This is a genomic window from Vibrio sp. 10N.261.55.A10 (assembly GCF_041470825.1).
In the GTDB taxonomy this organism is placed as follows: domain Bacteria; phylum Pseudomonadota; class Gammaproteobacteria; order Enterobacterales; family Vibrionaceae; genus Vibrio; species Vibrio crassostreae_C.
The window spans coordinates 33,137-47,217 of sequence record NZ_JBFRNC010000050.1 but is presented as its reverse complement, the minus strand read 5'-3'; the positions used below and the strand labels follow the sequence as shown (position 1 = coordinate 47,217).

General features: G+C 44.7%; 9 protein-coding genes and 1 tRNA gene. 6 read left to right on the top strand and 4 right to left on the bottom strand.

What is annotated here, in order from left to right; translation table 11 throughout:
* The first annotated feature begins 99 nt into the window (after positions 1 to 99).
* The 4 genes from dnaG (at position 100) to AB4274_RS15545 (ending at position 5,507) form a co-directional block, all read left to right on the top strand.
* Positions 100 to 1,851: a DNA primase gene (gene dnaG / locus AB4274_RS15560; RefSeq protein ID WP_102428404.1), complete on the top strand. Its 1,752-nt coding sequence runs from the start codon at positions 100 to 102 to the stop codon at positions 1,849 to 1,851.
* 99 nt (positions 1,852 to 1,950) lie between these two features.
* A complete protein-coding gene (rpoD, locus tag AB4274_RS15555) occupies positions 1,951 to 3,795 on the top strand; it encodes an RNA polymerase sigma factor RpoD (RefSeq protein ID WP_048614894.1) in 1,845 nt (614 codons plus the stop codon).
* 163 nt (positions 3,796 to 3,958) lie between these two features.
* Positions 3,959 to 4,034, top strand: a tRNA-Ile gene (locus tag AB4274_RS15550).
* A gap of 204 nt (positions 4,035 to 4,238) precedes the next feature.
* Positions 4,239 to 5,507 (top strand): O-acetylhomoserine aminocarboxypropyltransferase/cysteine synthase family protein, encoded by a 1,269-nt coding sequence (locus AB4274_RS15545; protein ID WP_372112571.1) that lies wholly within the window; start codon positions 4,239 to 4,241, stop codon positions 5,505 to 5,507.
* Positions 5,508 to 5,609: 102 nt separating this feature from the next.
* On the opposite strand, the gene glmS is transcribed toward AB4274_RS15545, so the two are convergent.
* Entirely contained in the window at positions 5,610 to 7,442 is a 1,833-nt protein-coding gene (gene glmS / locus AB4274_RS15540; RefSeq protein ID WP_017061405.1) for a glutamine--fructose-6-phosphate transaminase (isomerizing), read from the bottom strand.
* A 107-nt stretch (positions 7,443 to 7,549) separates the two neighbouring features.
* Positions 7,550 to 8,320 (bottom strand): DeoR/GlpR family DNA-binding transcription regulator, encoded by a 771-nt coding sequence (locus tag AB4274_RS15535; protein WP_017061404.1) that lies wholly within the window; start codon positions 8,318 to 8,320, stop codon positions 7,550 to 7,552.
* A gap of 429 nt (positions 8,321 to 8,749) precedes the next feature.
* Between AB4274_RS15535 and pykF the strand changes: the two genes are divergently transcribed.
* Together pykF and AB4274_RS15525 are read left to right on the top strand one after the other, a co-directional pair.
* A complete protein-coding gene (pykF, locus tag AB4274_RS15530; protein WP_136982222.1) occupies positions 8,750 to 10,162 on the top strand; it encodes a pyruvate kinase PykF in 1,413 nt (470 codons plus the stop codon).
* Between the two features lie 175 nt (positions 10,163 to 10,337).
* Entirely contained in the window at positions 10,338 to 11,009 is a 672-nt protein-coding gene (locus AB4274_RS15525; RefSeq protein ID WP_136982221.1) for a GntR family transcriptional regulator, read from the top strand.
* 580 nt (positions 11,010 to 11,589) lie between these two features.
* Here the strand turns inward: AB4274_RS15525 and AB4274_RS15520 are convergent.
* Positions 11,590 to 13,473, bottom strand: a complete 1,884-nt coding sequence (locus AB4274_RS15520) for a diguanylate cyclase (RefSeq protein ID WP_372112569.1) — start codon at positions 13,471 to 13,473, stop codon at positions 11,590 to 11,592.
* 113 nt (positions 13,474 to 13,586) lie between these two features.
* Positions 13,587 to 14,081, bottom strand: coding sequence for an acetolactate synthase small subunit (gene ilvN / locus AB4274_RS15515; protein WP_008219984.1), 495 nt, complete (start codon positions 14,079 to 14,081; stop codon positions 13,587 to 13,589).

Below are 14,081 nucleotides of genomic sequence, written 5' to 3'. Positions count from 1 at the left end.
AGCCGTGCAATCCTTCGGAACGCACGGCTTGTTTGTATCTGTAACCTATTCAAACTATTATTATCCACACTCTCAGTTAGTGCATTTTTCTAAGGTTTTATGGCAGGACACATCCCGCGTAGTTTCATCGATGATCTCCTAGCGCGTCTCGACATTGTCGACATTGTGGACGCACGCGTGAAACTTAAGAAAAAAGGCAAAAACTATGGTGCTTGTTGCCCATTCCACAACGAAAAGACCCCTTCTTTTAGCGTAAGCCAAGAAAAACAGTTTTATCACTGCTTTGGTTGTGGCGTACACGGTAATGCTATCGACTTCATTATGGAGTTCGAACGCCTCGATTTTGTTGAAGCTATTGAAGAGCTAGCCTCTTTCTTAGGCCTCGACGTTCCTAGAGAACAGCGCAGCGGCGAGATATCAACAGCACCAAGAGCCAACAGCGAACAAAAACGTAACCTCTACGATTTGATGGGCGGCATCAGTAATTTTTACCGCTCTCAACTGAAAATATCAGCCAACAAACCTGCGATTGATTACCTAAAGAATCGTGGCCTTTCGGGCGAGATCGTCCAGAAGTTTGGTATTGGTTATGTGGCCGATGAGTGGGACTTAGTTCGTAAGAACTTTGGCCAACAGAAAGAAGCCCAAGACATGCTCGTGACTGGCGGCATGCTAATTGAGAACGATAAAGGTAACCGATACGACCGATTCCGTGGACGCGTAATGTTCCCAATTCGTGATCGTCGTGGCCGTGTGATTGGTTTTGGTGGTCGTGTATTAGAAGACGGCACACCAAAATACCTCAACTCACCAGAAACGCCTATCTTCCATAAAGGTAAAGAGCTTTACGGCCTTTATGAAGTGCTGCAAGCCTACCGTGAACCGCCGCAAATACTTGTGGTTGAAGGTTACATGGATGTCGTGGCACTCGCGCAATATGGTGTCGATTACTCAGTAGCATCACTGGGCACCTCGACAACCGGCGACCATGTTCAAATGTTGTTCCGTCAAACCAGCACTGTGGTTTGTTGTTACGATGGTGACCGAGCAGGTAAAGAGGCCGCATGGCGCGCACTAGAAAACGCACTTGAGTATCTCAAAACCGGTAACACGCTTAAGTTTCTGTTCTTGCCCGACGGTGAAGACCCAGACAGCTATATTAGAGAGCATGGCAAAGCCGCTTTTGAACAACTGGTCCACAATGCGACGCCGCTTTCGACCTATTTGTTCGATAACCTGATTGAAATACACAAGTTAAACTTGGGAACAACCGAAGGGAAATCAGCACTGCGCGCACACGCTAGCGCATTGATTAACAAAATCCCTGACAGTTACTTCCAAGAGTTGCTCGAAAAATTGCTCGATGAGCGCACTGGATTTGATAACCAATTGAGGCGAGCGCGTGTTCATACACAGAACCCGATACCTCAACCGCATAAAGAGCTGAAACGCACTCCAATGCGTGAAGTTATCGCTTTGCTTATCCAAAATCCGAGCTATGCTGATATGGTACCGGATTTATCAAGTGTCAAAGGCTTACAGTTGCCTGGGCTAAGTTTATTCGTCGAAGTACTTGATAAATGCCATGCGCATCCCCATATCAACACAGGCCAATTATTAGAGCATTGGCGACACAATAAACATGAGGCTCTTCTGTCTCGTCTCGCGAGCTGGGAAATCCCCCTCGACGAAGACAATCAAGAAGACATATTTTTAGACTCATTGGACAATATACTTGCCCAGTGCGTTGAAAAACAGATTGAAAACCTGCAGGCCAAAGCAAGAAGCGTCGGTTTATCAGCCGAAGAAAAAAGGGAGCTACTAGCTTTAATGCTAGATCTAAAAGCGTAACCCTGTTTGATTAGTCAGCATTTAATAAATTTGTTAACATAATTGGTTTGCATTTGAGAATGCAACGTCCTTCACCAGACCTGAAGTTGGATATCATCTATGGATCAAAATCCGCAGTCACAGCTTAAATTACTTGTTATTAAAGGCAAGGAACAAGGCTATCTGACCTACGCCGAAGTAAACGACCACCTACCTGCAGAAATCGTGGATTCTGAACAGGTAGAAGACATCATTCAAATGATTAACGACATGGGTATCAAGGTAGTTGAAACTGCACCTGATGCTGATGATCTAGCACTTAATGATGACGATGCCAATATAGATGAAGATGCAGCCGAAGCTGCAGCTGCTGCGCTTTCAAGCGTAGAAAGCGAGATTGGCCGTACTACTGACCCAGTTCGTATGTACATGCGTGAAATGGGTACAGTTGAACTACTGACTCGTGAAGGCGAAATCGACATTGCGAAGCGTATTGAAGATGGTATCAATACAGTTCAACTATCGGTTGCTGAGTACCCAGGCACTATTCCATACATCTTGGAACAGTTTGACCGCGTACAAGCAGAAGAGATTCGCTTAACAGACCTAATCAATGGCTTTGTTGACCCAGACGACGATGGCACAGCTGCGCCAACGGCGACTCACATCGGTTCAGAACTTGCTGAAACTGATCTGGAAGACGAAGACAAAGAAGACGCAGAAGACGACGAGGAAGAGGAAGAAGAAGATACAGGTATCGATCCTGAACTTGCTCTTGAGAAGTTCACAGCACTTCGTACTAGCTACCAGAATCGTCAACTAGCGATCAACGAGTACGGCCATGAAAGCCCGAAAGCAATGCTTGCAACGACAATGATGCAAGACGTATTCAAAGAGTTCCGTCTAACACCAAAACAGTTTGATTACCTAGTAAACGAACTGCGTAACTCTATGGATCGCGTACGTACTCAAGAACGCCTAATCATGCGTCAAACGGTTGAATACGGCAAAATGCCGAAGAAATCTTTCATTGCTCTATTTACAGGCAACGAATCTAGCGAAGCATGGTTGGATGAAGTTCTTGCTTCAGACAAGCCATACGCAGAAAAGATCAAACGTAACGAGCACGACATCCGTCGCTCTATCCAAAAACTGGATATGATCGAACGTGAAACGTCTCTTACTGTTCAAAGCATCAAAGATATCAGCCGTCGTATGTCCATCGGTGAAGCGAAAGCTCGTCGTGCGAAGAAAGAGATGGTTGAAGCGAACTTACGTCTAGTAATCTCGATTGCTAAGAAGTACACAAACCGTGGTCTACAATTCCTGGATCTAATCCAAGAAGGTAACATCGGTCTGATGAAAGCCGTAGATAAGTTTGAATACCGTCGTGGTTACAAGTTCTCTACTTACGCTACTTGGTGGATCCGTCAAGCAATCACTCGTTCGATTGCCGACCAAGCTCGTACTATCCGTATTCCGGTTCACATGATCGAAACGATCAACAAGCTAAACCGTATCTCTCGTCAAATGCTACAAGAGATGGGTCGTGAACCACTTCCGGAAGAGCTAGCTGAACGCATGCAAATGCCTGAAGACAAGATCCGTAAAGTACTGAAAATCGCTAAAGAGCCAATCTCAATGGAGACACCAATCGGTGACGACGAAGATTCGCACCTAGGTGATTTCATCGAAGATACAACGCTAGAACTACCTCTAGACTCTGCAACGGCAACCAGCCTACGCGGTGCAACTAAAGACGTTCTTGCAGGCCTAACACCTCGTGAAGCTAAAGTACTGCGTATGCGTTTCGGTATCGACATGAACACTGACCACACTCTTGAAGAGGTTGGTAAACAGTTCGACGTAACTCGTGAACGTATCCGTCAGATCGAAGCAAAAGCACTACGTAAACTTCGTCACCCAAGCCGCTCAGAAACTCTGCGTAGCTTCCTAGACGAGTAATCGCACACTCAAGTGTGGTTAGCTTTTAAGCATAAATAAGAAAAGGTGAGCGTTGGCTCACCTTTTTTTTATCTGTGTGATTTAAGTGGCTAAGATGTAAGCGGAATTGCCCCTTATAGTGTCTAGACACCATTGAACGCTTCCCCTATAATCTATGCCCTACGGCCCCTTAGCTCAGTGGTTAGAGCGCACGACTCATAATCGTTCGGTCCCCAGTTCAAATCTGGGAGGGGCCACCAAATTAGAAAAGCCAGAACAGTTCATGCTGCTCTGGCTTTTTGCTTTTCTAAATCTGTACAACTTACGCCCTGCATTTCCTAACCAATAACGAATCATCCCGCACACAATTCCAATTGCCTCTCTGTGACTAAACATACTTTTCTTTTATAAAAAAATCGGCAATATGAGTGTACACAAATCATTCAATAGTTCAGGGAAGAAACATGAAAGACGAAACACTCTCGATTCACTTCGGCTACGAAACTGATCCAACAACCAAATCGGTTGCCACACCTATTTACCAAACCGTCGCTTACGAATTCGATGACGCACAACATGGCGCCGACCTGTTTAACCTTGCGGTGCCAGGTAATATCTACACACGGATAATGAATCCAACCAATGATGTGTTAGAAAAACGCATGGCAGCCTTAGAAGGGGGGATTGCAGGCTTAGTGGTAAGTGCGGGCAGTGCTGCGATCAACTACGCGATTCAGACGTTGGCGCAAATCGGTGACAACATTGTCTCAACGCCTCAGCTTTACGGTGGTACTTACACCCTATTTGCTCACATGTTGCCAAACCAAGGAATTGAAGTTCGTTTTGCTAAAGACGACAAACCAGAAAGCTTAGCGGCACTGATCGATGAAAAAACCAAGGCGGTTTACTGTGAAAGTATCGGTAACCCAGCAGGTAATATTATCGACTTAGAGCGTGTTGCTGAACTTGCTCACGCACAAGGTGTACCTGTGATTGTTGATAACACGGTGGCGACGCCTGTACTGTGTAAACCTATCGATTTTGGTGCTGACATCGTGGTGCACTCACTAACTAAATACGTGGGTGGTCACGGTACAACGTTAGGTGGCGTGATTGTCGACTCAGGTAAATTCCCATGGGCACAGCACAAGGACCGCTTCCCTGTGTTTAATCAGCCAGAGCCTTCTTATCATGGCGTGGTTTATACCGAGGCCTTTGGTGAGGCTGCGTTTATTGGTCGTGCTAGAACGGTTCCCCTACGTAATACAGGTGCAGCACTGTCACCAATGAATGCTTTCATGTTGATGCAAGGTTTGGAGACGTTGTCGCTACGCATGGAGCGACACACAGAGAATGCCTTGAAAGTAGCGGAATACCTCAAGCAACACGAGAAAGTCAGTTGGGTAAGTTACGCTGGCCTGCCTGATTCAGAATTCTATCCACTCGCTGAAAAGTACATGCAAGGTAAGCCATCGGCCATTCTATCTTTTGGTTTAAAAGGCGGTTATGAAGCCGGTGTTCGCTTCTATGATGCACTGCAAATCTTCAAGCGCTTAGTTAACATTGGCGATGCGAAATCTCTCGCTTGTCACCCAGCTTCGACGACACACCGTCAACTAAGCGAAGCTGAACAGAAACAAGCCGGTGTATCACCGGAGATGATTCGCCTATCAGTAGGTATCGAGCACATTGACGATATCTTGGCTGACCTAGAGCAAGCACTGAGCGCTTAATGACGCTACAGCTAGCTCTAACACTGATCGTTAACTAACAGACATAAAAAAGCCCATCACAGGATGGGCTTCTTATTATCTATATCTTAGGTAAGCTGTCGATTACTCAACTGTTACCGCTTTCGCTAGGTTACGAGGTTGGTCAACGTCGGTACCTTTGATTAGTGCGACATGGTAAGACAGCAGCTGCATCGGTACTGTGTAGTAGATAGGCGCTGTTACTTCACTTACGTGAGGCATCTTGATGATCTTCATGTTCTCATCGCTTTCAAAGCCCGCATCTTCATCAGCGAATACGTAAAGTAGACCGCCACGAGCACGCACTTCTTCAACGTTCGATTTCAGCTTCTCTAGCAAGTCGTTGCTTGGTGCAATAACGACTACAGGCATATCTGCATCGATAAGAGCCAAAGGACCGTGCTTAAGCTCACCAGCTGCGTATGCTTCTGCGTGGATGTAAGAGATCTCTTTCAGTTTAAGAGACGCTTCCATCGCGATTGGGTAGAACTCACCACGACCCAAGAACAGTGTGTGATGCTTATCAGCAAAATCAGGTGCCAGTGCTTCAATTTCTTTATCGAACGCTAATGCTTTCTCGATATCAGCAGGCAGTTGGTGAAGTGCTTGAACGATTTCCGCTTCTTTTTCTTCATTGATACGACCTTGTAGGCGACCAATTGACGTTACCATCATCAGCATCGCTGCTAGTTGAGTTGTGAAAGCTTTAGTAGAAGCAACACCGATCTCTGTTCCTGCGCGAGTCATGAAGGCAAAATCAGATTCACGAACCAGTGAAGAACCCGCAACGTTACAGATAGTCATTGCAGACATATAACCCTTCTCTTTTGCAAGACGAAGTGCAGCAAGCGTATCCGCCGTTTCACCAGATTGAGACAGAGTCACCAATAGGCTGTTCGGACGAACAACGAAATCACGGTAACGGAATTCAGAAGCAATCTCTACGTCACAGCTTACGCCAGCTAGAGATTCAAACCAGTAACGCGCTGCCATGCCTGAGTTGTAAGACGTACCACATGCGATGATCTGCACGTGTTCAACCTTGCTTAGGATCTCTTCAGCTTTAACGCCGATCGCGTTAGTGATAACCGAAGTGTCAGAGATACGGCCTTCCATTGTATTGATCAGCGCTGTTGGCTGCTCGAAGATCTCTTTCTGCATGAAGTGGCGGTATTGACCTTTGTCACCTGCGTCGTGTTCAGCGTTTGACTCAACGATTTCACGCTCAACACGCTCACCCGCTACATCAAATACCGTAACATCACGACGAGTTACCTCAGCAACATCACCTTCTTCTAGGTACATGAAGCGACGAGTTACGCTCAGTAGCGCCAGTTGATCAGAAGCAAGGAAGTTCTCGCCGACACCAAAACCGATAACGATCGGGCTACCAGAACGAGCTACAACGATACGGCTAGGATCTTTACGATCAACCGCAACCGTGCCGTACGCACCGTCTAATTGTTTTGCTGTTTTCTGTAGCGCTTCAACCAAAGAAGCTGAAGTGCGAAGTTCCCACTCAACTAAGTGAGCAATAACTTCTGTATCCGTTTGTGAAGTAAATACGTAACCACGCTCTTGCAGCATAGCGCGCAGTGCTTCGTGGTTTTCGATAATGCCATTGTGTACAACGGCAATATCACCAGACATGTGTGGGTGTGCGTTCGCTTCAGACGGCTCACCGTGTGTCGCCCAACGTGTATGAGCGATACCTGTACCACCAATCACTTGTTGCTCTTCTACTGCGTCAGCTAGCTCTTGTACTTTACCTAGGCGGCGTACACGAGTTAGGTTAGATTCAGTATCGACTACAGCGACACCAGCTGAATCGTAGCCACGGTATTCTAGACGACGAAGGCCTTCTACTAAAATTTCAGCTACATCACGCTGTGCTACTGCACCAACAATTCCACACATAGTTTCACTCCATCAATTTTGTTTTATTCCTATTGGCAGCAAGCAAAGGCCAAATCTTCATTAAGATCAATTATAGGAAGGTAAATGCATAATACTTAAATTTGTTTTTACGCTGGATCGGTCAGGATCACTCGAACATCATGTGATTCGATACTTGCTTTGGATTCTTCGCCTAAGTCTGTATCGGTAATTAAGATGTCAATGTGTTCCCATGCCAGCTCTAAGTTCGGGATCTTTCGTCCCACCTTTTCCGACTCAACCATCACGATCACTTCTCGTGACACTTCAGCCATTACTTTGCTCAGGCCAACCAGTTCGTTAAACGTGGTTGTGCCTCTATCGAGGTCGATACCATCAGCCCCAATAAATAGTTGGTCAAAATCGTAAGCACGAAGTACCGACTCTGCAACTTTGCCTTGGAAAGAGTCCGAATGGGTATCCCAAGTGCCGCCAGTCATTAATAACGTCGGCTCGCTTTCAAGCTCATTAAGCGCATTAGCAACGTGCAATGAGTTGGTCATAACAACCAAGCCACGCTTAGCATTAAGCTGCTGAATTAGAGCACCGGTCGTACTGCCACTATCGATCACGATGCGGTTATGGTCGCGAATTAAATCTGCAGCGGCTTTTGCCAATGAAATCTTTCGAGTCGAAACTTGTTGACCCAGCTCTTCGTTGACAACCTCTTTCGGTAACGAAATCGCACCACCATAACGGCGTAAAAGCTGACCGTTTTTCTCTAAAGACGCCAAGTCCTTTCTAATAGTGACTTCTGAGGTTTCGAACTTAGCGGATAATTCATCAACACTAACCTCCCCTTTTTCATTCACTAGGTTAGAAATTGCATGTCTTCTGAGTTGGGTGTTTCGTTTCGACATTTAAAAAAGGCCACTAAGTTTCGATGTGAAACATATTATAGTTACAACGAAACTATTTAGTCCATTTATTTTGATCCAAAAAATTAATAAATAGCGATAAAACCTTGTCCTAAGACAATTGTTAAGCAGTGATATTGAACTCATTAGGTGGTAGAATCCGCACCCGAAAAGAAAAAAAATTACAAAACTGACTGTTATTTTTTTGCAACTTACCCCCTATATAGTGGGGTAAGTCACAGAAAACCGATATTGAATCAAAATCTTTTAGTCATAAAATGACTAAAATTGATGAAAGACTTACAACTCTGAAGGACATATTGGAAGTCCCGCGCTTTTACACAACAGGCACAAAATGTTGATGTAGCGGACCAATCTTCAGAACTTAAATAAATTTCAAATTGTAACAATACTTACCGGAGAGTACCTTCCATGAAAAAGACCAAAATCGTATGTACGATTGGCCCTAAAACTGAATCTGTAGAGAAGCTAACTGAACTAGTAGATGCTGGCATGAACGTTATGCGTCTTAACTTCTCTCACGGTGATTTCGCAGAGCACGGCACTCGTATCGCGAACTTCCGTAAAGTAATGGAAAACAAAGGTGAGCAACTTGCTATCCTTCTAGATACTAAAGGTCCAGAAATCCGTACTATCAAACTTGAAGATGGTAACGACGTAGATCTAGTAGCTGGTCAAGAGTTCACTTTCACAACTGACGCAACAGTTGTTGGTAACAAAGACGTAGTAGCAGTAACTTACCTAGGTTTCGCTAAAGACCTAACAGCAGGTAACACTATCCTTGTTGATGACGGCCTAATCGAAATGGAAGTTATCGCAACAACAGAAACTGAAGTTAAGTGTAAAGTTCTTAACAACGGTGCTCTAGGCGAAAACAAAGGTGTTAACCTTCCTGGCGTTTCTGTTCAACTTCCTGCTCTTTCTGAGAAAGACAAAGCTGACCTTAAGTTTGGTTGTGAGCAAGGCGTAGATTTCGTTGCTGCTTCTTTCATCCGTAAAGAAGAAGACGTTAAAGAAATCCGTGAGCTTCTAAACGCTAACGGCGGCGAGAACATCCACATCATTTCTAAGATTGAAAACCAAGAAGGTGTAGATAACTTCGATTCAATCCTTGAAGCTTCTGACGGCATCATGGTTGCTCGTGGTGACCTAGGTGTTGAAATCCCAGCTGAAGAAGTAATCTTCGCTCAGAAGATGATGATCGAGAAGTGTAACCGTGCACGTAAGATGGTTATCACTGCAACTCAAATGCTTGACTCTATGATCAGCAACCCACGTCCAACTCGTGCTGAAGCGGGTGACGTTGCGAACGCAATCATGGATGGTACTGATGCAGTAATGCTTTCTGGTGAAACTGCTAAAGGTAAGTACCCAGTTGAAGCTGTTACTATCATGGCTCAAATCGCGAACCGCACTGATTCAGCTCTTAAAGCTGAGCTAGGTTCTCGTCTAGACAGCCCACGTCTACGCATCACTGAAGCAGTATGTAAAGGCGCTGTAGATACAGCAGAGAAGCTAGCTGCTCCTCTAATCGTTGTTGCAACTGAAGGCGGTAAATCTGCACGTTCAGTACGTAAGTACTTCCCAACAGCAAACATCCTTGCTCTAACAACTAACGAAAAGACAGCTGCACAGCTAGTTCTTACTAAAGGTGTTAAACCAGTTCTTGTTGATTCTATCGAGAACACAGACACGTTCTACATCAACGGTAAAGAAATCGCTCTACAATCTGGCCTAGGTAACAAAGGCGATATCGTAGTAATGGTTTCTGGCGCTCTAGTAGCTTCTGGTACTACAAACACGGCATCTGTTCACGTTCTATAAGAATGAACCGATTCGCATAAAAATATAAAAGAGGGCTTCGGCCCTCTTTTTTTATGAAACAAATCTTGCCTAACTTTTCAGTACGCTATATTATCAAACAAGATAGAACTACGTACTGTTAATATCCAATGGCTCTTTCCAAGAGATGGATTAGCAGACTAGAAATCAAATATACATGAGGTTTGTAATGTCTAGTCCTACTCTCACTGACAAAGTATCAAAGATGATTCGCCAAGATATTCTCAACGGTGAATTAACCCCAGGTCAAAAGCTCGTTGTTGCTGATCTAAAAAATAGATACAACGTTGGTGCATCTCCAATTCGTGAAGCCCTAGTGCAATTGTCTTGGAGTAAATACGTCAAACTAGAGCCACAAAAAGGCTGCTGGGTATCTCCTGTATCAAAGAAAGAACTGAATGACCTATACGAAAGCCTTCGTGTTGTATCATCGGTTCTGCTTAAAAAAGCGATTGCAGCAGGTGATGAGAGCTGGGAACTGGATGTACTAACGTCTTACCATAAACTATCGCGAGTACAGTACGTATCTGAAGAGTTTGACTGTGTAGAATGGGAAGAGCGCCACCAGCAATTCCATGTCGCACTGCTTGAAGGTGCAGATTCAGAGAACATGTTTAAGTTCTTTGATGACCTAATTAACCAAGTGAAACGTTACCGCTTCCTCGCTATGTCTGCAGAAAGCGCATCAGATGATCTGTTCAATATTGATGAACACGAAATGATCATGAAACTAGTACTCTCTAAGAATGTAGAACAAGCGACTGAACTGCTTGATCAACACCTGCTAGGTTCAATGAAACGAATTGAAGAAGTTATCGAAGCGGCATAACGCTAAAGTAGCTTCTAACCAAATAAAAACGGAGCCCAATGGCTCCGTTTTTTGTTTCCAGTATTACGACTGAACTACCACCCAAAAAACTCTTTGTGATGAGTATTGAGTAGCACAACCATAGGTAAAAAATACAAAGCACTCAATTGAAAGCCAAGAATGGCTAATGTGCCTATGGTTAACCTCACTAAAAAATCGACAAACATACCACGCCTCTTTTAACCAGACTGTATGATCCCCAAACTCTTGCTCCAGCTAACCTAATTCTACTGCTGCCTTTCAAACCATTGAAAAGGCTAGCTAATCAGTTGAATTAAGTTAACGGTGTCATCCTTTTACATCTGGTAAACACTCTATTTATTACACCGTTAAGCACGATGTAATCTGAAGCAAGGTAGTTTACTTATTGTTCATTTTAGCTCAAATTTCCACCAGCATTAGACTTTAGTCTAACTGTATAGATTTTGTGACATAGGTCGCTCAAAAGTGAGATTCCTATAAAAAGGGGGAGAGATAAAGTGAGTCGGGGCCAGCTTGAAGAGGTGAAGCAAAGAGAAGACAGGACTAGATAGAAGCGAACCTAAGCGACATCATCGTAGCTAGGACACATAGAGACCGTATTACGACCAGACGATTTAGATTCGTAAAGCGCAACATCGGCACACTTGTATGAGCGAGTGCTGTTACTTGTTAAATCAGTAAAGCCAACACTCACCGTTACCTTAGTTCCGGCTGCCAGTTCAATCTCTATTCGCAAGCGATCCAATACGCGCTTTGCTTCTGGCAGAGACGTGTGTGGCATCAAGAGTGCAAACTCTTCTCCTCCGACACGTGCAACAAAGTCCGTCCCACGAAGGCTATCTTGCAGAAGTTTAGCAACACCAGCGATCACACGGTCACCTTCGTCGTGGCCAAGCTCATCATTGATTCGCTTGAAGTTATCGATGTCCACCAAGGCTAAGCAGGTGGTCGCTTCGATCGGGTAACGCTCAACTAAGCGAGAATAGTAGGCCAGCTGCTCTTCGAATTTTCGTCGGTTCCAGAGATTACTCAAAGAGTCACGTTCACTTAAGATCCTCAAACGTACCTCAAGCTCCTTCCTTACGGAAATATCAACCAACGAGGTGATGTAGTAACTGACTTTGCCTGAATTGTTTTTGACCGCATGCACTCGCATGATCGCAGTAAAAGGAATACGCAGCTTGTTCTTACACTGAACCTCCCCTTCCCATACTTCTTCTTGCCCTAAATGACTCCAAATAGCCGAGCTTGAGAGCACTTGGTCGGTATTCTCAAGCAGCAACTGCAATGCATTTTGACCGATCACCTGTTTTTTGCAGTACCCAGTCATGTTCTCAAATTCGTTGTTGATCATCATTGTGCGGTGCTGCTTGTCAGAGATCATCACTGCCGACATACCATTCAATGCGGCGCGTGCCAATTTACTCTCTAGGCTTCGGCGTCGGCAGTGCGTCACCAGGTAAGCAAACGGGAAAGCGAATATCAGCACCGTAATCAGAACAATGATCTCTTCATGGGCCAAATCATCTAGATCACGCTCAGCCCGATCCATCAGTTGCTTTTGATTAAGTTGAATCAGTAAATGGACCTTTTGACTGTTCGCGAGCATAACCGTGTTAAAGGCAAACAAATTACCATCTTCAAAAACGTATCCCACCTGATCATTGGAGATCGCATCCCACGTCTTCGGCGCGATATTTTTCAGGTTATAGCCTTTTCTTTCAGGAATAGAGTCTCCGAACAACTTACCGCTGTTGTTACTCGCGATGAAGTAACCCGCGTCATTGAGAACTTCTGCTCTAAGATCGTTATCTGGTGAAAAGCTCAGACGCGACGATAAGCCCCATACATCAAGATTGATGACGAGGTAGCCTACTCTTTCGTCAGGGGTTTCTACTGGGGTAAAGACACGGATTACCGGCGAATAAGGGAAGGTGACTTCACCATGCTCAGTTTCAAGCTCAATACCCCAACCGCCAATCTGTTCGGCTTCTAGTTTTTGAGCGTATTGGAAGTAGTTAGAATCCGACCTATCTTGCAGCTGTTGAGGAAACGTCACTCTACCGGTATCAGAGGAATAGTTAACACGCACCAATTCTTTGCCAGTGACATCTAACAGATGGATTTGTGTATACCACTTCTGGTTCACGAGAACAGATTGCCAGACCTCTTCAAGTAGATGTTTGGTTTGGTCTGAGGGAGAGGAAGCAAAGTTAACCAAGCTCTGGCTATGACTGAGTAGCTCCATGACCGAGACTAACTGAGTCTTGAGAAGATCATAATCTCGCTTGGCATACACTAACTGATGAACGGCTTGCTTAGCTGAGTAGTCAAAGCTCTGCTGTTTTACTTCTTTGTAGCGCTGCAAATAATACAGACATACTGCAGAAGACAATATGATAGAGATAATCAGCAATGTAATTATTGATTTTTTATTTCGCATTGCTAACTCAGATGAATGGAAGTGCAGCGCGGGATTATAGCACTCTAAAAAATTAACAAAATAAAAGCCGCTTAAAAAAGCGGCTTTAAAGTTATTTTTTAAAGACTTATCGTCTAGGCTTTCAACGCACGTTCGCCTCGTGCGATGCCAACAACACCACTTCGAGCCACTTCAAGCACTTCCGTCACTTCAGACAGCGCCTGAATGAAGGCATCCAGTTTCTCGCTAGTACCCGCCATTTGAACCGTATATTGAGAAGCCGTAACATCAACGATCTGACCACGGAAGATATCCGCTGTGCGCTTCACTTCCGCACGAGCAAAGCCGCTCGCACGTACTTTTACCATCAACAGCTCACGTTCAATGTGTTCAAGTTCAGACACTTCTTGCACTTTTAGTACGTCGATTAGCTTATGCAGCTGTTTCTGGATCTGCTCAAGCTGCATTTCGCTCGAGTTAGTGGTTACATTAAGACGAGACAGCGTCGGATCATCGGTTGGCGATACGTTCAAAGACTCGATGTTGTAGCCACGCTGAGAAAACAAGCCAACTACACGAGAAAGCGCACCAGGTTGGTTTTCCATTAGTAGTGAAATAATGTGTCTCAT

Coding starts and splice junctions, on each gene's coding strand:
- AB4274_RS15525 (WP_136982221.1), top strand. CDS start 10,338: ATGAGGTTTGTAATGTCTAGTCCTACTCTCACTGACAAAGTATCAAAG.
- dnaG (WP_102428404.1), top strand. CDS start 100: ATGGCAGGACACATCCCGCGTAGTTTCATCGATGATCTCCTAGCGCGT.
- glmS (WP_017061405.1), bottom strand. CDS start 7,442: ATGTGTGGAATTGTTGGTGCAGTAGCACAGCGTGATGTAGCTGAAATT.
- rpoD (WP_048614894.1), top strand. CDS start 1,951: ATGGATCAAAATCCGCAGTCACAGCTTAAATTACTTGTTATTAAAGGC.
- ilvN (WP_008219984.1), bottom strand. CDS start 14,081: ATGAGACACATTATTTCACTACTAATGGAAAACCAACCTGGTGCGCTT.
- AB4274_RS15535 (WP_017061404.1), bottom strand. CDS start 8,320: ATGTCGAAACGAAACACCCAACTCAGAAGACATGCAATTTCTAACCTA.
- AB4274_RS15520 (WP_372112569.1), bottom strand. CDS start 13,473: ATGCGAAATAAAAAATCAATAATTACATTGCTGATTATCTCTATCATA.
- AB4274_RS15545 (WP_372112571.1), top strand. CDS start 4,239: ATGAAAGACGAAACACTCTCGATTCACTTCGGCTACGAAACTGATCCA.
- pykF (WP_136982222.1), top strand. CDS start 8,750: ATGAAAAAGACCAAAATCGTATGTACGATTGGCCCTAAAACTGAATCT.